10 protein-coding genes are annotated in these 18,927 nt (G+C 74.6%); 3 read left to right on the top strand and 7 right to left on the bottom strand.

Going from position 1 to position 18,927, the window contains the following annotated elements; all coding sequences use genetic code 11:
- Nucleotides 1-8: 8 nt before the first annotated feature.
- Nucleotides 9-2,585 carry an AMP-binding protein gene (locus ACUN9U_RS16240; protein ID WP_445486058.1) on the bottom strand — a complete coding sequence of 859 codons (2,577 nt, stop codon included), beginning with the start codon at nucleotides 2,583-2,585 and terminating at the stop codon, nucleotides 9-11.
- A 106-nt stretch (nucleotides 2,586-2,691) separates the two neighbouring features.
- Between ACUN9U_RS16240 and ACUN9U_RS16235 the strand changes: the two genes are divergently transcribed.
- Nucleotides 2,692-3,576, top strand: a complete 885-nt coding sequence (locus ACUN9U_RS16235) for a sugar phosphate isomerase/epimerase family protein (RefSeq protein WP_445486057.1) — start codon at nucleotides 2,692-2,694, stop codon at nucleotides 3,574-3,576.
- Between the two features lie 64 nt (nucleotides 3,577-3,640).
- On the opposite strand, the gene ACUN9U_RS16230 is transcribed toward ACUN9U_RS16235, so the two are convergent.
- Complete coding sequence (locus tag ACUN9U_RS16230) at nucleotides 3,641-4,399, bottom strand: SDR family oxidoreductase (protein ID WP_445486056.1); 759 nt, start codon at nucleotides 4,397-4,399, stop codon at nucleotides 3,641-3,643.
- 224 nt (nucleotides 4,400-4,623) lie between these two features.
- Here ACUN9U_RS16230 and ACUN9U_RS16225 point away from each other — a divergent pair, with 224 nt between their 5' ends.
- Nucleotides 4,624-10,134, top strand: a complete 5,511-nt coding sequence (locus ACUN9U_RS16225) for a fibronectin type III domain-containing protein (protein ID WP_445486055.1) — start codon at nucleotides 4,624-4,626, stop codon at nucleotides 10,132-10,134.
- A gap of 49 nt (nucleotides 10,135-10,183) precedes the next feature.
- Complete coding sequence (valS, locus tag ACUN9U_RS16220; protein WP_445486054.1) at nucleotides 10,184-12,841, top strand: valine--tRNA ligase; 2,658 nt, start codon at nucleotides 10,184-10,186, stop codon at nucleotides 12,839-12,841.
- A gap of 86 nt (nucleotides 12,842-12,927) precedes the next feature.
- Here the strand turns inward: valS and ACUN9U_RS16215 are convergent, their stop codons facing one another.
- The 5 genes from ACUN9U_RS16215 to tig all read right to left on the bottom strand — a co-directional run bounded on the left by ACUN9U_RS16215 (nucleotide 12,928) and on the right by tig (nucleotide 18,790).
- A complete protein-coding gene (locus ACUN9U_RS16215; protein WP_445486053.1) occupies nucleotides 12,928-13,461 on the bottom strand; it encodes a DUF559 domain-containing protein in 534 nt (177 codons plus the stop codon).
- Nucleotides 13,462-14,080: 619 nt separating this feature from the next.
- The gene (clpX, locus tag ACUN9U_RS16210) at nucleotides 14,081-15,364 is read right to left on the bottom strand and encodes an ATP-dependent Clp protease ATP-binding subunit ClpX (protein ID WP_445486052.1); all 1,284 of its coding nucleotides are present in this window, start codon (nucleotides 15,362-15,364) and stop codon (nucleotides 14,081-14,083) included.
- Between the two features lie 149 nt (nucleotides 15,365-15,513).
- Nucleotides 15,514-16,164 (bottom strand): ATP-dependent Clp protease proteolytic subunit, encoded by a 651-nt coding sequence (locus tag ACUN9U_RS16205; protein WP_445486051.1) that lies wholly within the window; start codon nucleotides 16,162-16,164, stop codon nucleotides 15,514-15,516.
- 28 nt (nucleotides 16,165-16,192) lie between these two features.
- Nucleotides 16,193-16,792: an ATP-dependent Clp protease proteolytic subunit gene (locus tag ACUN9U_RS16200; protein ID WP_445486078.1), complete on the bottom strand. Its 600-nt coding sequence runs from the start codon at nucleotides 16,790-16,792 to the stop codon at nucleotides 16,193-16,195.
- 363 nt (nucleotides 16,793-17,155) lie between these two features.
- Entirely contained in the window at nucleotides 17,156-18,790 is a 1,635-nt protein-coding gene (gene tig, locus ACUN9U_RS16195) for a trigger factor (protein ID WP_445486050.1), read from the bottom strand.
- Between the last annotated feature and the right edge of the window lie 137 nt (nucleotides 18,791-18,927).

Below are 18,927 nucleotides of genomic sequence, written 5' to 3'. Positions count from 1 at the left end.
CGACGGCGTCAGGCGGCTCCGACCGAGCGGTGCCCGGCGCCGCTGCCGCGGCGCTCCAGGGCGTCGAGCTCGTCCCTGACCAGCTCGGCCAGCGGCCCGACGTGCGGCTCCTGCAGCACGCCGGTGTGGTCACCGCCGGTGCGGTGCATCGTCCACGGGCCGCGCAGGTGCTCCGCCCAGCGCGAGCGCGCCTCGGCGTCGGGGTCGTCGGCGGCCACCAGCACCAGGGCCCGCCCCTCCCACGGCCGGGTGCGGTAGCGCCGCTGCAGCAGCTTGCCCTGCAGGTGGAACCTGTCGTAGTGGCCCATGCCGCGGCTCTGCACGACGCCGGTCAGGAGGATCGAGGCCAGGGTCTTGGCGCGCTGCGGCAGGGGGCCCTCCAGGGCCGGCGGCGCCAGCGCCGGGTCGGGCGGGAAGGAGTCGATCACGATGAGGGACTCGACCTCCTCGCCGGCGTCGCGCAGCTGCTGGGCGAGGTCGAGGGCGACCAGCGCGCCCAGGGAGTGACCGGCCAGGCGGTAGGGGCCGTGCGGCTGCACCTGCCGCAGCTGCGCCAGGTGGTGGCGGGCGCGGCTGCGCACCGACCACTCCGGGCGCCCACCACCTTCCAGGCCGCGGGCCTGCAGCGCGATGAGGGGCTGGTCGCCGCCCAGCCGCTCGGCGAGGCGCCGGAAGGCCAGCGCGACGCCGCCGGCCCCGGCGACGACGAACAGCGGGCGGCGCGAGCCGCCGCCGTTGAAGGTGACCACCGCGGCGTCGCGCCCGGAGCGGCGCCGGCGGCGCAGCGCCTCGGCCAGCTCGGCCACCGTGGGGTTCTCGGCGATGAGGCTCGTGGTGAGGACCTCGGAGGGGACGTCGAGGGAGGAGCCCATGGCGGCCAGCAGCGCCTCGGCCGCCAGGGAGTCACCCCCGAGCTCGAAGAAGTCGTCGTGGGCGCCGACGGCGTCCAGGTCCAGCGCGCGCGCCACGAAGGCCGCCACCACGCGCTCCCAGTCGGTGCGCGGCGGGACCCCGCCGACCTCCACCGCCGGCGGCGGGGGCAGGGCGGACCTGTCCAGCTTGCCGCGCTCGGTGCGCGGCAGCCGCTCCAGCAGCACGACCTGCTCGGGGACCATGAACGCCGGCAGTGCCGCGCGCACCGCGCGCCGCAGCTGGGGCACCTGCAGCGAGGCCGCCTCGGGCACCACGTAGGCCACCAGCCGCGAGCGGCCGCCCTCCTCGCCGGGCACCACGCCGACGACCACGGCCTCGCGCACCTCCGGGAGGGCGTGCAGCACCGCGTCGACCTCGCCGGGCTCCACGAGGTGCCCGCGGATCTTGACGCTGTGGTCGACCCGCCCCAGCAGCCGCACCACGCCGTCGGCGGCGATGGTGGCGGTGTCGCTGGTGAGGTAGGAGGTGGAGCCGTCGGCGCCGGCGGTGAAGACCGCCGCGGTCGCCTCGGGTGCGCGCCAGTAGCCGTCCGTGAGCCAGCGCGAGGTGACCTCCAGGCGGCCGGTGCCGGTGGCGTGGCGCCGTCCGGCCTCGTCGACCACCCGCAGCGAGACGCCCTCGACCGGCAGCCCGACCGGCACGGCGCCGGTCGGCCCCGGGTCGCCGGGGGTGATGACGTGCTCGGCGATGAGCCAGGTCTCGGAGGAGCCGTAGCGGTTGTGCACGGTGCAGCCGGGTCCCAGCGCGGTGCGCAGGCGCTGCATCTCGGCGGCGTGGATCGTCTCGCCCGCCGTCGTGACCGCGGCGAGGCGACCCAGCTGCTCACCGGGGGCGAGCGCCGCCACGGCCCCGCGCAGGATGGCCGGGCTGGCGGCGAGCACCGTGACCCCGGCCTGCAGCAGCCAGCCCGGCAGCTCGGAGACGGCACGGGTGCGGGGGTCGAACAGGGCCTGGGCGGACCCGGTGGCCATGCCGGCCAGCAGCAGGCCGATGCCGGCGCTGAACGCCATCGGCAGCAGGTTGCCGATCACCGCGCCGGGTCCGTAGCAGCCCCGGCCGTTGGTGGTGGCGTCGTGCAGGACCGACTCCGAGTGCGCCACCACGCCCTTGGGGCGCCCGGTGGAGCCGGAGGTGTAGACGATGACGACCGGGGCGCGGCTGTCGAGCTGGTCGTCGGCCAGCGGCCAGGAGCAGTCGGGCGCCACCGCGGCGTCGTCCTGCGCGAGGGCCACCAGGGCGCGGTCGGTGCGCACGACCCGGGGGCACAGCTCGGCGGCGTCGGCGGCGCGCGAGGCGTCGGTGACCACCGTGGAGGCGCCGGACTGCTCGACGTAGTGGCGCAGCCGCTCCACCGGCGTGGTGGGGTCCAGGACGACGACGGGCGCGCCCGTGCCCAGCACTGCCAGCACCGCCACGCCCGCGGTGGAGCCGTGGCTGAGGAGGACCGCCACCGGCTCACCGCCCGGCGCGGCGGCCGCGATCCTCGAGGACAGCGCCGCCGCGCGGCGCTCCAGCTCGGCGTAGTCGAGCCGGACGACCCCGTCGTCCAGCGCTAGCGCCTGCGGGAGGGCGGCGGCGACGTGCCGGACCCGGGTGACGACGTGCTGGGACACCCCTTGCGCCGTCAGGGCGACGAACTCCCCGCCGCTCACCCCATCAGCCTCCGACCTGCTCATCCGCGCCCCCCTCGGTCAGCGGCCAACCCTACGGTCGGAAGGACAGCGCGCCAGGTCTCGTCGACCGCTCGGAGTACCCACCATGATCCAGACCCAGCCGTCCGCACCAGTCCGCGTCCCCCCGCTGCACCTGTCAGCGCTCACCCTGAAGACCACCGGTTTCGCGCAGCGCGTGCGCGCCGCGGCCTCGGCCGGGTACGCCGGCATCGGCCTGGGAGCCGCGGACTACCTCAGCGCCCGCCGCAGCGGCATCGCCGAGGACGACATCCGCGGCTACCTCTCCCGCGCGGGGCTGGAGGTGGTGGAGCTGGAGTTCCTGCGCGACTGGTGGACCGAGGCCGACGTGCGCGGCACCCGCCTGGAGGAGGACATCCTCCTGCACCTGGCCGACCTCACCGGGGCGCAGCAGATCAACGTGGGCCTGTTCGACGTCGTGCCCGACGACGTCGTGCGCCGCGGCTTCGAGCGGCTGTGCACCCGCGCCGCGCGCCACGGGCTGCGCATCGGCGTGGAGTTCATGCCCTACGCCGAGCTGCGCACGCTGGCCGCCGCCCGCGCGCTGGTGGAGGACGTCGGCGCCCCCAACTCCGGGCTGATCCTCGACGCGTGGCACTGGCACCGCTCGGGCGGGTCGCTGGAGGAGGTCGCGGCCGCCGCCGACGACGGCCTGGTGGTCTCGGTGCAGCTGTGCGACGCGCTGCCCGAGCCGATGGCCGACCTGCGCGAGGAGGGCCGCCACCACCGCCAGCTGCCCGGCGAGGGCGTGGTGGACCTGCTCGCCTGGCTGGAGGCGCTCGCGCCCGCCCTCGACGGGTCGGCCTCCCGGCCGCCGGCGACGGTGGCCACCGAGGTGCTCTCCGACGCGGTCGTCGCCGACGGCGCGGGTGAGGCGTGCCGGCGCACCGCTGACGCGGGGCGCCGGGTGCTGGAGGCCTTCGCCGACCGCCGGGACTTAGCCGACCGCTGACGCGCCCGGGCGCTGACCGGCCTCTTCCGGCCGTGCGGCCGTCCGGACGCGGCCCGTCGTCGTCCTAGTCCTGCTCGCGGACCACCTTGTGCTGGGCGGCCTGCGCCAGCGGGCGCACCACCAGCAGGTCGACGTTGACGTGGCGCGGGCGGGTGAGCATCCAGGCGACGCAGTCGGCGACGTCCTCGGCGACCAGGGGCTCGCGCACGCCGGCGTAGACGGCCTCGGCGCGCGCGGCGTCACCGCCGGTGCGGTTGAGGGAGAACTCCTCCGTCCTGACCATGCCCGGGGCCACCTCGAGCACGCGGACGGGGTCGCCGGCCAGCTCCAGGCGCAGCGTCTCGGCGATGGCCGACTCCGCGTGCTTGGCGGCGGTGTACCCGCCTCCGCCCTCGTAGACGATGCGCGCCGCGGTGGAGCTCATGACGAGCACGTCGCCGCCGCGCCCGGCGCGCAGCGCCGGCAGCAGCGCCTGGGTGGTGCGCAGGGTGGCCAGGACGTTGACGTCGAACATCCGCTGCCAGTCCTCCGCCTTGGCGCCCTCGACGGTGTCGGTGCCGAAGGCGCCGCCGGCGTTGTTGACCAGCGCGGTGAGGTCACCGCCGAAGCGGTCCTCGACGGCGGCGCGCAGGGCGTCGACGTCGGCCTGGTCGGTGAGGTCGGCGGTGAGGGCGGAGCAGCCGGTCTCGGCGGCGAGGGCCTGGAGCCGGTCGGCGCGCCGGGCCACCGCGAGCACCTCGAAGCCCTCGGCGCGCAGGCGCCGGACGGTGGCGGCACCGATCCCCGAGCTGGCACCCGTCACCACTGCCCGCTGCTCACCCACGGGCCGATCCCACCACAGCGGCCCGGACCGGTCGCGCTGGGCCGACCGGGGACGGCGGCCCCTCCAGCCTCAAGGTGCCCCTCCGGCGCGCCGACGGCACCGGGGAGGCGGGCACCTGCACGTCCGACGGACAGCTCTGACGGACGGGAGCACGCATGCGGCTGGGCGGAGCACGGCCCGCGCACGGTCGCCGGAGCGGCCTGCGCGGGGCCCTCGCGCCGCTGGTGGCCGTGGGTGCCGTCCTGGCGGTGCTGATCACCGGCGGCCCCGGGGGCCCCGCGCCCCGGCGGCTGGACGCCGCGCCGGTGTCCTTCACGGACCCGGCGGCGCCGGCCGTGGCGCAGCCGGCACCGCTCGACGCCCGGATCGCCCTGTCCTGGACAGCACCGGCAGAGGCGAACATCCGCGGCTACGTCGTCGCCTACACCCCAGCCGGGGGGTCGAAGGTGACCATGGCGGAGACCACGGCGCTGACCGCGAGCATCTCCCCGGTCACCAACGGCACCCAGTACACGGTCGAGGTCCGCACCGTCACCTACAACGCCGGCCTCATCGGCATCGGCGCGCAGGGGCCCTACACGAGCCAGACGCCGGCCACGGTGCTGGTCACGCCGACCACCCTGCCGCCGACCGGGCTCACCGCCACCGTCGGCGACCGGCAGGCCGCGCTCTCGTGGTCGGCCCCGGCCGACTCGACCGTGAGCTCCTACGAGGTGCGCCGGGACGGGGCTCCTGTCGCCACGGTCAGCTCGCCCACCCGCACCTGGACCGACACCGGCCTGGTCAACGGCCGCTCCTACACGTGGACCACCCGGGCGGTGTACTCCTCCACCGGCCACACCTCCGCCGACTCCGCCGCGGCCACCGCGGTCCCCCACGACACCGTGGCCCCGGCCGCCCCCACGGGGGTGACCGCGGTCCGCGGTGACGGCCGCGTCACGCTGACCTGGGCCGCGAGCCCCGAGTACGACGTCGCCTCCTACCGCCTGCTGCGCGACGGCACGCCGGTGGCCACGGTCACCGCGCCGACCACCGGGTACACCGACACGGGCCTGGTCAACGACCGCACCTACCAGTACTCCGTGTCCGCTCTGGACACCTCGGGCAACCGCTCGGCGGAGTCGGCGCCCGCGGTGAGCGCCACCCCCACCGACCTCACCCCGCCCGCGGTCCCCACCGGGCTGACCGCCACCCGCGGTGACGGGCGCGTGGTGCTGTCCTGGACCGCGAACGGCGAGTCCGACCTGGCCTCCTACCGGGTGCTGCGCGACGGCGCCGTCGTGGCCACCGTCACGGCCCCGGCCACCGGCTACACCGACACGGGCCTGGTCAACGACCGCAGCTACAGCTACGCGCTGGCCGCCGTCGACGCGCGCGGCAACGCCAGCGCCGCCTCCTCCCCCGCCGTGTCGGCGACCCCCACCGACCTCACGCCGCCCGCCGTGCCGATGGGTCTGGCCGCCACCGCCGGCGACGGCCAGGTGGTGCTCACGTGGACCGGGAACACCGAGAGCGACCTGGCGGGGTACGACCTCGTCCGCGACGGCGTGCGGGTGCCCGGCGCCGTGATCGGCGCCGGCGCCACGAGCGTCACCGACACCGGTCTGGTCAACGACAGGACCTACAGCTACACGCTGGGCGCCCGTGACACCGCCGGCAACACCTCCGCCGCCTCCGCGCCGGTGGTCGCCACACCGACCGACCTCACCCCGCCGGCCGTGCCAGCGCGCCCCTCCGCCGTGGCCGGCGACGGCGTGGTCAGCCTCTCCTGGACCCCGAGCAGCGAGGCCGACCTGGCCTCCTACCGGGTGCTGCGGGACGGCGCCGTGATCGCCACCGTCACCGCACCGGCCACCACCTACGACGACGGCGCGGTCACCAACGGCACCGCCTACGCCTACGCGCTCGTCGCGGTGGACACCCGCGGCAACGCCTCGGCCGCCACGGCGCCCCCCGTCAGCGCCACCCCGCGGGACTTCACGCCCCCCGCCGCCCCCACCGGCCTGGTGGCCGCGCGCGGGGACGGGCGGGTCGTCCTGAGCTGGACCGCCGTCACCGAGGCCGACCTCGCCTCCTACCGCGTCCTGCGCGACGGCGCCGTCGTGGCCACCCTGACCGCTCCCGCCACCACCTACACCGACACCGGGCTGACCAACGACCGCGCCTACGCCTACCGCCTGGTCGCCGTGGACGCGGCCGGCAACGGCTCGCCGGCCAGCGACCCCGCTGTCACGGCGACGCCGACGGACCTCACCGCCCCCGCGGTGCCCGCGGACCTCGCCGCCGCCCGCGGTGACGGGCTCGTCACCCTGACCTGGACCGCGAACGGCGAGGCCGACCTGGCCTCCTACGAGGTGCACCGGGACGGCGCGGTCGTGGCGACCCTTCCCGCGCCGGCCACCACCTACACCGACATCGCGCTGACGAACGACCGCCGCTACGAGTACTCCCTGCGCGCCGTCGACACCCACGGCAACCGCAGCGCGCCGACCGCGACCGTCGCCGCGACGCCCACCGACCTCACCGCGCCCGCAGCCCCGACGGCTCTGACGGCGACCCCCGGGGACGGCCGCGTGGAGCTGGCGTGGGCGGCGGTCACCGAGGCGGACCTGGCCTCCTACCGCGTCTACCGGGACGGCGCGCTGCTGACCACGGTCACGGCTCCCGTGACCGGCTGGACCGACCTCGGGCTGGTGAACGGCCAGGCGCGCGGCTACGCCGTCTCGGCCGTGGACGCCCACGGCAACGAGAGCCCGCCGACGGCGACCGCCACGGCGACGCCGGCCGACACCACGGCCCCGGACGCCCCGAACGGCCTCGCCGCCGTGCCCGGGGACGGCCAGGTCGTCCTGACCTGGACCCTGGGCACCGAGCCCGACGTGGCCAGCTACCGCGTCTACCGCGACGGGACGCAGGTCGCGGTGGTCGCGCACCCGACGACCACCTACACCGACACCGGCCTCGTCAACGGCGGCGCCAGCACGTACCGGCTCGTCGCCGTGGACACCGCCGGGAACGCCAGCGCCGCATCGGCACCGGTGACCGCGACCCCCGCCGACACCGCGCCGCCGGCGCCCCCGTCGGGCGTGACGAGCGCTGCCGGGGACGGCTCGGTCACGCTGGGCTGGGACGCGGGCACCGAACCCGATCTGGCGTCCTACCGCGTCTACCGCGACGGCGTGCTGCTCGCCGAGGTGGCCGCTCCCGCGACCTCCTTCACCGACACCTCCGCGACCAACGGCCAGATCCACGCCTACGAGGTCAGCGCCGTGGACGCGGACGGCAACGAGTCGGCGCGCTCCACCGGCGGCACCGCCGCCCCGGTGGACTCCACGCCGCCGGCTGCCCCCAGCGGGTTGAGCGCCGCGGGGGGCGACGGCACCGTCAGCGTGTCGTGGACGCCGAACACCGAGGCCGACCTCGCCGCCTACCGCGTCCTGAGGGACGGGGCCGAGATCGCCGTGGTCCCCGGGCCGACCGCCGCCTACTCCGACAGCGACGTGGTGAACGGCCGCACCTACGCCTACCGGCTCATCGCCGTCGACGACCGCGGCAACAGCTCTCTGCCGACCGACCCCGCCGTCAGCGCCACCCCCACCGACCTGACGCCTCCGGCCCCGCCGACAGGGGTGAGCAGCACCCCAGGTGACGAGGAGGTCGTCGTGCGCTGGACGGTGGGCTCGGAGGGCGACCTCGCGGGGCACCGGGTCTACCGCGACGGCCAGCTGGTGGCCTCCCTCGACGCGCCCACCGACGTCTGGACCGACCGAGGACTCGCCAACGGCGTCTCCTACAGGTACGAGGTCAGCGCTGTCGACGCCCACGACAACGAGTCCGACCGCTCACCCGGAGGGACCGCCACCCCCGCGGACACCACCGCTCCGGGGGCGCCCACGGGTGTGGTGGCCGTCGCCGAGGACCAGCGCGTGGTCCTCGAGTGGGCCGCTCCGTCCGACCAGGACGTGGCCAGCCACAGGGTCCTGCGCGACGGCAGCCAGGTCGCCACCGTGAGCGCGCCGGGGACGAGCTGGGCCGACACCGGCCTGGTCAACGGCAGGGCCTACGCCTACACCGTCGTCGCCGTCGACGCCGCGCAGAACGAGTCCGCGCCCTCGACCGCGGTGACGGCCACCCCGCGCGACACCCTCGCGCCGGCCGCCCCGTCGGCGGTGACCGCCGTGCCGGGCGACGGCCGGGCCACGCTCCGGTGGACGGCCCCCGCGGACACCGACATCGCCTCCTACCTCGTGCTGCACAGCGACGGGAGGACTGCCGCCACCACCACGGCTCCGGAGACCAGCGCCACCGTCACGGGTCTGGTGGACAGCATCCCGGTGGTGCTCACCGTCGTCGCCGTCGACACCAGCGGGAACCGCTCTGCCGCGTCCGCCGCTGTCAGCACGACGCCGCTGGCCAGCGGCACGCCCACCGGCGGCGCTGGGCAGAGCGGCGCCCTGGCCGCCTCCCGCGACGGACGCTTCGTCGTGGTCGCCACCTCGGCCCGGCTAGAGCCCACCGACACGAACAGCGCCTCGGAGCTGTACCGGGTGGACACCACGGGCCGCACACCGGCTCGGCGGATCGCTCCGCTGGCCGCCTCGGCGACCGGTGCCAGCGACCCCACCAACGCGAGCGACGTCGCCATCAGCGACTCCGGCACGCTCGTCGTGCTGTCCACGACAGCGGCTCTCGTGCCGTCGGACACCAACCGCCTGGCCGACGTCTACCGGGCGGACCTGAGCCGGCCGGCAGCGAGCTGGCAGCTCGTCAGCGTGCCTCCCACGGGCGCGGTGAGCGCCTCCGTGGCGGGGACCGTCCTCCAGACCGGATCGAGCGTGTACGCGACGAGCCCGTCGGTCGCGGTCTCCGGGGACGGGGGGCGCGTCCTCTTCTACTCGGCGCGAGCCGACCTGGTGGCTGGTGACACCAACAAGGCGGTCGACGTCTTCGCCAAGGACCTGGGCACCGGAGCCGTGACCCGGGTGTCGACGGCGACCGGAGGCGGCAACCTGCCGCGCACGGCCACCGGGCCCGCGCTCGCGATGAGCAGGGACGGGCGCTACGCGTTCTTCACGGCCACCAGCTCGACCGGCCCGCTGGTGCTCTACCGGAAGGACCTCAGCGCCGGAGAGCGGGGGGCTGCCCTCGTCGTCTCCTCCACCACCACCAACGGGCGCACCGTCGAGGTGGGCACCTACCGCGACACCGGTGACGTGGCGGTCAGCGACGACGGCAACCGCGTGGTGTTCGTCAGCGCCGCGAAACTCCTCTCCACCACGCCCACCGCGTCGGGGAGCACGGGGCTCGCGTACGTCAAGGACGTCGTGAGGGACAGGCTCGTCGCGCTGGGCAACGGGCAGACCGGCACCTGGGAGCACCAGGTCGCCCTCGACGGCACGGGCCGGTGGGCGGCCTTCTCCACTGCTTCACCTCAGACCCCGGGTGACACCAACGGGCGCACTGACGTCCTGCTGCGAGACCTGTCCACCGCCTCGGGCGACCTGCCGTCCGTCGCCTCCCTGCGCCTGGTCACCGCCAACGCGTCCGGCTCCGCGGTGACCGGTCCCAAGGGAGCGATCTCCCCTGCGGAGTACGGCCGCGTCACGCTGCCCTCGGACGGCAGCGCTGTCGTGGTGACCGTCCAGCCGCTCGTCACCTCGGACACCAACGGGCTGCGTGACCTCTACCGGAAGGAGCTGACGGGCGGCGCGGTGGTCCCCCTCGTCACCCGTTGAGGAAGCTGCGGCGAGCACGGCGAGCGGCCAGGTCTGGGAGGATGACGGCGTGTCCGTGACTGACCGCCCCACCTCCCAGGCCGCCCCCTCGGTGCCCGACCGCCCGGCCCTGGAGGGCCTCGAGCAGGCGTGGGACGCCGCGTGGACCGAGCGCGGCACCTACGCCTTCGCCCGCGAGGCCGCGCTGCGCGCGCCGGGAGGCGTCTACGCCGTCGACACCCCGCCTCCCACGGTGTCGGGCTCGCTGCACGTGGGGCACGTGTTCAGCTACACGCACACCGACGTCGTCGCCCGGTTCCAGCGGATGCGCGGGCGCACGGTCTTCTACCCGATGGGGTGGGACGACAACGGCCTGCCCACCGAGCGGCGCGTGCAGAACTACTACGGCGTCCGGTGCGACCCGTCCTTGCCCTACGAGGGCGAGGGCTTCACCCCGCCGCACGCCGGTGACGCGGGCTCGGTCAAGGCCGCCGACCAGGTGCCCGTCTCGCGGCGCACCTTCGTGGCGCTGTGCGAGCAGCTGACCGCCGAGGACGAGAAGGAGTTCGAGGCGCTGTGGCGCCGCCTCGGCCTGTCGGTCGACTGGTCGCTGACGTACTCGACCATCGGCGGGCCCGCCCGAGCCGCCTCGCAGCGGATGTTCCTGCGCGACCTCGCCCGCGGCACCGCCTACCAGGCGCAGGCGCCGGGCCTGTGGGACGTGACGTTCCAGACCGCCGTCGCCCAGGCCGAGCTGGAGGCCCGCGACTACCCCGGCGCCTACCACGAGGTCGCCTTCGCCAAGGCGGACGGCAGCGGCGAGGTGGTCATCGAGACCACCCGCCCCGAGCTGCTCCCGGCGTGCGTGGCGCTCATCGCCCACCCCGACGACGAGCGCTACCAGGCGCTGTTCGGCACCACCGTAGTCTCCCCCGTCTTCGGGGTGGAGCTGCCGGTGCTCGCGCACCCCGCCGCCGAGCCCGACAAGGGCGCGGGCATCGCGATGTGCTGCACCTTCGGCGACCTCACCGACGTCACCTGGTGGCGCGACCTCGACCTGCCGACCCGTCCCGTCGTCGCCCGCGACGGCCGCCTGGTGCGCGAGGTGCCCGCGTGGCTGAGCGGCGCGGGCGCGTCGGCCTACGAGGCGCTGGCGGGCAAGACGACGCACTCGGCGCGGGTCGCCGTCGTCGAGGCGCTGCGCGAGTCCGGCGCGCTCCAGGCCGAGCCCAAGCCCACGCAGCGCAAGGCCAACTTCTTCGAGAAGGGCGACAAGCCGCTCGAGATCGTCACCTCGCGCCAGTGGTACCTGCGCAACGGCGGCCGCTCCGCCGCCGGCTTCGAGGACCTGCGCGAGCAGCTGCTGGCGCGGGGGAAGGAGCTCGGCTTCCACCCCGACTTCATGCGCGTGCGCTACGAGAACTGGGTCGGCGGGCTCACGGGTGACTGGCTGGTCTCCCGCCAGCGCTTCTTCGGCGTGCCGATCCCGGTCTGGTACCGCGTCGGCGAGTCCGGGGAGGTCTCCTACGAGGACGTCCTCGTGCCGGACGAGGCGTCGCTGCCCGTCGACCCGTCCACCGACGTCCCGCCCGGCTTCGACGAGTCCCAGCGGGGGGCGGCCGGCGGCTTCGTCGGGGAGACCGACGTCTTCGACACCTGGGCCACCTCGTCGCTGACCCCGCAGATCGCGGGCGGCTGGGAGCGCGACCCGGAGCTGTTCTCCGCCGTCTTCCCCTACGACCTGCGCCCGCAGGGGCAGGACATCATCAGGACCTGGCTGTTCTCCACCGTCGTGCGCGCGCACCACGAGCACGCCTCGCTGCCGTGGTCCGACGCGGCCATCAGCGGCTGGATCCTCGACCCCGACCGCAAGAAGATGAGCAAGTCCAAGGGCAACGTCGTCACGCCCCTGGGCCTGCTGGAGGAGCACGGCGCCGACGGCGTCCGCTACTGGGCCGCCTCCGCGCGCCTGGGCACCGACGCCGCTTTCGAGGTCGGGCAGATGAAGATCGGGCGCCGCCTGGCGCTCAAGCTGCTCAACGTCTCCAAGTTCGCCCTCTCGATGGGCGCCACCAACCCGAGCGCGCCGGTCACGGAGGCGATCGACGCCTCGGTGCTGGCCGGGCTGGCCTCCGTGGTGCGGACGGCGACCGACGCGCTGGAGCGCTACGAGCACACCGCCGCGCTGCAGGCGGCCGAGGCCTTCTTCTGGACCTTCTGCGACGACTACGTCGAGCTGGTCAAGGACCGCGCCTACGGCGCGCAGGGCGAAGCCGCCGCCGCGTCGGCGCGGGCGACGCTGGCCCGCTCGCTCGACGTCATGCTGCGGCTGTTCGCGCCGTTCCTGCCCTTCGCCACCGAGGAGGTCTGGAGCTGGTGGCGCGCCGAGGAGGGCTCGGTCCACACCGCCGCGTGGCCGACGCCCGAGCCCCTCGACGAGGTGGCGGCCGGCGCCGACCCGGCCCTGCTGCCCGCCGTCGGGCGTGCGCTGGCCGGGGTCCGCAAGGCCAAGAGCGAGGCGAAGGCGTCGATGCGCACCGAGGTCGTGACGGCCACCGTGTCGGCGCCCGCGGCGCTCGTCCCGCTGCTGCAGGCCGGGGCTGCCGACCTCGCCGCCGCCGGGCGCGTGCGCGACCTGCGCATCACCGCGGACGCGGGCGCGAGCGGCGGCGCCGAGGCGATCGCTGTGACCGACGTGGAGCTCGCGCCCCCGGCCCCCACCGCCTGACGCCGACCCCCTGGCGCCCGACCGTGGGCGCTGTGCTCCGGTGTGGAGGCTCACACCGGAGCACAGCGTCCACGGTCGCCCCGTGATCAGGTGCCGAGCTGCTGGCGCCGCACGGCGACGAGGCGCAGCAGCTGGTCGCGGCAGACCGCTGGCTCCCTCGTGAGCCGGCGGTGCGCGTAGCGCACCGTGAGGATGCCCAGCTCCGCGACGGCCGCGTCGCGTGCCAGGTCGCGCTCCCGCTGCCACGGGCCGTCGTGGTACTGGCGGCCGTCCAGCTCGACGGCGAGCATCGCCCGCCGGTCGAAGCAGTCGAGCACGAAGGTCGTCCCGCCCACCACGACCGTGACCTGCCGCTCGAGGTCGGCCAAGGTCTGCCCTGTGAACACGTGCTCGTAGCCCCACAGCTCGAGCTCGCTGCGGCTCCCCGCGTCGATCTTCGCCAGCAGGGCCTCCAGCCCAGCGCGTCCGGGCAGGCGCGGGTGCCGCGCGAGCTCCTCGCGCACGCGAGCCGCCGTGGTCGTCCGGCGCCGCACCGCCACGATGGCCGGCGCTCGCTGGTCCGCCCCGGTCAGCAGCGGCCAGCTCTCCACGACGGCCCTCTCCAGCGAGACCACGGGCATGCCGTCTCTCCGCCGCCCCGGTGACCCCGTCCGCGTCCGGTGGACCTGCACCGCCACGGGGTGCTCGCCTCCCGCCCGTCGGCGGCGGGCGGCCGCGACGACGACGTGCACCGGATCGTCTGGTCGAGCGGGCGGGAGCGGCAGTCCCCACCGGCGCAGGGCGCTCAGGTGGCTGAGCTGAGCGGGTGGACCGGCGTGCAGGAGGGCCGCCAGGTCACGCGCGTCCGCGTCTGCGAGGAGCTCGGGCAGCAGCAGCACCCGGGGCAGTGCCTGCACCACGGCTCCGGACGCCACAGCGCGCGCCACCGCGCCCGAGCTGGTCGCACCGCTCAGGTCCGACCACGTGGCCACTCCGCCGAGCTGAGCGAGCGCCGTGGGGACCAGTGAGGGACGCACGTCGGCGAGCGTGGTGAGGGAGCGCGGCGGAGGGGGCGAGCCGCCCTCCGGCCTGTGGACAGCACTGGCCACAACAGGACCTGTGGGCCGACGAGCAGCCGAGGTGTCCAGATGACCGTGGACGCTGTGCTCCGGTGTGGGTCTCCACACCGGAGCACAGCGTCCACGGTCCGAGCTGGTGCGCTCTCCGGCAGCTTGGGCGGGTGCGGCACCCGCTGCGGGGTCAGGCGGACTTCTCGCGGCGCTCGCGCTTGCGGGCCTCGGAGGCCTTGTCCTTGGGCACCAGCGTGGGGTTGACGTTCTTGAGCACGACGTCGCGGTCGACCACCACGCGGGCGACGTCGTCGCGGCTGGGCAGGTCGAACATCACCGGGAGGAGGACCTCCTCCATGATCGCGCGCAGGCCGCGGGCGCCGGTGCCGCGCAGGATGGCCTGCTCGGCGACGGCGACGAGCGCCTCGTCGGAGAACTCCAGCTCCACGCCGTCGATCTCGAACATCCGCTGGTACTGCTTGACCAGCGCGTTGCGCGGCTCGGTGAGGATGCGGACCAGGGCCTCGGCGTCGAGCTCGCGCACCGTGGTGATGACGGGCAGGCGGCCGATGAACTCGGGGATCAGCCCGAACTTCAGCAGGTCCTCGGGCATGACCTTGCCGAACATGCTCGGCAGGTCGGAGGCCGCGTGCAGCGGGGCCCCGAAGCCGATGCCCTTCTTGCCCATCCGCCCGGAGATCATCTCCTCGAGGCCGGCGAAGGCCCCGCCCACGATGAACAGCACGTTCGTCGTGTCGATCTGGATGAACTCCTGGTGGGGGTGCTTGCGGCCGCCCTGCGGCGGCACCGACGCCGTCGTCCCCTCGAGGATCTTCAGCAGCGCCTGCTGCACGCCCTCGCCGGAGACGTCGCGGGTGATCGACGGGTTCTCGCTCTTGCGGGCGATCTTGTCGACCTCGTCGATGTAGATGATGCCCGTCTCGGCCTTCTTGACGTCGTAGTCAGCGGCCTGGATGAGCTTGAGCAGGATGTTCTCGACGTCCTCGCCGACGTAGCCCGCCTCGGTGAGGGCCGTGGCGTCGGCGATGGCGAACGGCACGTTGAGCATCTTCGCCAGCGTCTGCGCCAGGTACGTCTTGCCGCAGCCCGTGGGGCCGATGAGCAGGATGTTCGACTTGGCGATGTCGACCGGCTCCTCGACCTTCTTGGCCGGGTCGGAGGCCTGGATGCGCTTGTAGTGGTTGTAGACGGCCACGCTCAGCGCCCGCTTGGCGTCGTCCTGGCCGATGATGTACTGCTCGAGGAAGCTGAAGATCTCCCGCGGCTTGGGCAGCTCGACCAGGCCGAGCTCGCTGGCCTCGGCGAGCTCCTCCTCGATGATCTCGTTGCAGAGGTCGATGCACTCGTCGCAGATGTAGACCCCGGGGCCCGCGATGAGCTTCTTGACCTGCTTCTGGCTCTTCCCGCAGAACGAGCACTTGAGCAGGTCCGCGCCATCGCCAATCCGTGCCACGTGGGGGGCCTCCTCGAGTAGTCCCGCGCGACCGCGCGGATGGGTCCATGGAACACCACTGACGACTCTCTGTCAGCGGGACGAGCGGAGTTGCGGGCGGTGCCCGGCGGCGCGTCCGCAGACGCTGCGACCGGGCACCGCCCGCGACCTCACGCGGAGGTCAGCGCTGAGGCCTTGCGGCTCTCCAGGACCTGGTCGACCAGCCCGTAGTCCCTGGCCTGGTCGGCGGTGAGGATCTTGTCGCGCTCGATGTCGACCTTGATCTGCTCGGCGCTGCGGCCGGTGTGCTTGGCCAGCGTCGTCTCCAGCCAGGAGCGCATGCGCAGCACCTCAGCGGCCTGGATCTCGATGTCGGAGGCCTGGCCGTAGTCGCCGCCGGGGCTGGCCGGCTGGTGGATCAGCACACGGGCGTTGGGCAGCGCGAGGCGCTTGCCGGGACTGCCCGCGGCCAGCAGGACCGCCGCCGCCGAGGCCGCCTGCCCCAGGCAGACGGTCTGGATGTCGGGGCGGATGTACTGCATCGTGTCGTAGATCGCGGTCAGCGCCGTCATCGAGCCGCCGGGGCTGTTGATGTACAGCGTGATGTCGCGGTCGGGGTCCTGCGCCTCCAGGACGAGGAGCTGGGCCATGACGTCGTCCGCGGAGGCGTCGTCGACCTGCACCCCGAGGAAGATCACGCGGTCCTCGAAGAGGCGCGTGTAGGGGTCCTGGCGCTTGAAGCCGTACGCCGTGCGCTCCTCGAACTGCGGGAGGACGTAGCGGGAGGACGGCGCGCCGTGCGGGAAGGTGGGGTTGCTCATCTGCTGGCTCCTGACTCTGCTCGCGTGCTCAGGCCGCAGCCGAGCCGGAGGCGGGCGAGTCGGTGCCGCCGCCCTCCGGCACGTCGGCGGCGCTGCGGATGACGTGGTCGATGAAGCCGTACTCCTTGGCCTCAGCGGCCGTGAACCAGCGGTCGCGGTCGTTGTCCTTGTTGATCTGCTCGATCGTCTGACCGGTCTGCTCAGCGGTGAGCTGGGACAGCGTGCGCTTCATGTTGAGGATCAGCTCGGCCTGGATGGCGATGTCGGACGCGGTGCCGCCGATGCCGCCCGAGGGCTGGTGCATCATGATCCGCGCGTGCGGGGTGGCGTAGCGCTTGCCCTTGGCGCCGCTGGCCAGCAGGAACTGCCCCATGGAGGCGGCCAGGCCCATCGCCACCGTGGCGACGTCGGGCTTGACGTACTGCATGGTGTCGTAGATCGCCATGCCCGCGGTCACCGAGCCGCCGGGGCTGTTGATGTACAGCCAGATGTCGCGGTCGGGGTCCTCGGCGGCCAGCAGCATGAGCTGCGCGCAGATGGCGTTGGCGTTGTCGTCGCGGACCTCCGAGCCCAGCCAGATGATCCGCTCGCGCAGCAGGCGCTGGTAGATGTGCTCGTCGAGCCCCATGGGGGACGAGGGCTGGCTGCGGGCCGTCACGTCGGCAGCCTGGGGTCCGCGCGGCCGGGAATCGCTCACGGGAGTCGCTCTCCATCCGTCTGGGCCGGAAGGCTCCGGCCACCGTCGTGGTCGCCCCCGGTGACGGGTTGGCGACCCTGTCGACCCTAGCGCCGGGCGCGGACGGGGCAGTCCCGGTCTGCGCCCCTGTTCGCCACGAGCGCACGCCACCGGCGGGCCGCCGCTGGGCGGCTGCGGCGCCGTCCCAGACGGGCGCAGGGTGGCCCCGGTCCCGTGGGACGGGACCAGGGCCACCCTGCGCCCGTGCGAGAGGTGGTGGCGGCTCCGCCGGGGCGGAGCGCGGTCAGCGCGCGGTCAGCTCTGCGAGCCGGCGCCCTCGGAGCCCTCGGCGGCCTCCTCGGAGCCAGCGGCCTCGGCGGCCTCGGCCTTCGGCTTGCGCGTGCGCTTGGGCTTGTCCTCCGCGGCGGGCGCCTCGACGCTCTCGGAGCCCTCGGCGGCCTCCTCCGAGCCAGCGGCCGGCTTCTTGGCCCGGGTGCGCTTGGGCTTGTCCTCCGCGGCGGGCGCCTCGGCGTCGGCAGCGCCCTCCTCGGAGCCGGCGGCGTCGGCGGCCGGCTTCTTGGCCCGGGTGCGCTTGGGCTTCTCCTCCGCGGCGGGCGCCTCGGCGTCGGCAGCGCCCTCGGCGACCTGGCCCTCAGCGGCCTCGCCCTCGGCGTCCTCGTCCTCGTCGTCACCGAGGTCGACCGGGTTGCCGGAGGCGTCGGTGACGGTCGCCTTCTCCAGGACCGAGGCCAGCGCCTTGCGGCGGGCGACCTCCTGCACCAGCGCCGGCACCTGGCCGGCCTGGTCCATGGCCTGCGCGAAGGAGTTCGGGTCCATGCCGTAGGCGGGGGCCTGGGCGACGATGTACTCGACCAGCTCCTGCTGGGCGACGCTGACCTGCTCCTGCTCGGCGACGGCGTCCAGGAGGAACTGCGTGCGCAGCACGCGGCGGGTCTCCTCGGTCACCTCGGCGCGGTGCTCGTCGTCCTCCAGGCGGGACTCGTTCTCGAGGTGGCGGTGCACCTCGTCCTCGACCACGCCGTCGGGCACGGGGACCTCGACCTGCTCGAGCAGCGCCTCGAGCACCTTGTCGCGGGCCTGCACGCCCTGGCGGAACACCGCCTCGTCCTCGGCCTTGGAGCGCAGGTCGGCGCGCAGCTCCTCGACGGTCTCGAACTCGCTGGCCAGCTGGGCGAAGTCGTCGTCGAGCTCGGGCAGCTCGCGGACCTTGACCGAGCGCACGACGACGGTGACCTCAGCCGCCTCGCCGGCGTGCTCGCCACCGGCCAGGGTCGTCGTGAAGGAGCGCTCCTCGTCCACCGACGCGCCCTCGAGCGCGTCGTCGATGCCCTCGAGCATCGTGCCGCGCCCCACGACGTAGGTGATGCCCTCGGCGGAGTCGACCTGCTCGCCGTCGATGGAGGCGGTGAGGTCCAGGGTGACCGAGTCCTCGGTCTGGACGGCGCGCTCGACGGGCACGAGGGTGCCGAAGCGGACGCGCAGCTCCTCCAGCTTGGCCTCGACGTCGGCGTCGGTGACCTCGACGTCGTCGACGGTGACGGAGATGGTGGAGAAGTCGGGCAGGTCGATGCTCGGGCGGACGTCGACCTCGGCGGTGAACTTCAGCTCACCGGCGTCGGCGCCCTCCCCGCCCGGGACCTCGGTGATCTCGACGTCGGGCTGGCCCAGCGGGCGCACCGCGCTCTCCTGCACGGCCTGCTGGTAGAAGCCGGGCAGGGCGTCGTTGACGGCCTCCTGGATGACCACGCCGCGGCCGAAGCGCTGGTCGATGACGCGCGGCGGCACCTTGCCGCGGCGGAACCCGGGCACCGAGACCTGACCGGCGATCGACCTGTAGGCCTTGTCGAGGCTCGGCTTCAGCTCGGCGAAGGGCACCTCGACGGTGAGCTTGACCCGCGTCGGGTTGAGGGTCTCGACGTCGCTCTTCACAGCAGGGGTTCTCCAGGTCTTCAGGTGGTCGGGCGGTCCAGCGGTGCGGTCCAGCGGGCGTCCGGAGCGCTGGTGGCCGGCTGGTGCGGGCCTCGCGCGGGCAGCACCGGACCGCGCCGGGCACTGCCGGCCACCAT

Source organism: Quadrisphaera sp. KR29 (genome assembly GCF_052644995.1).
Note: the sequence above shows the minus strand (reverse complement) of the source record. Positions and strands in the feature narration are given on the sequence as shown.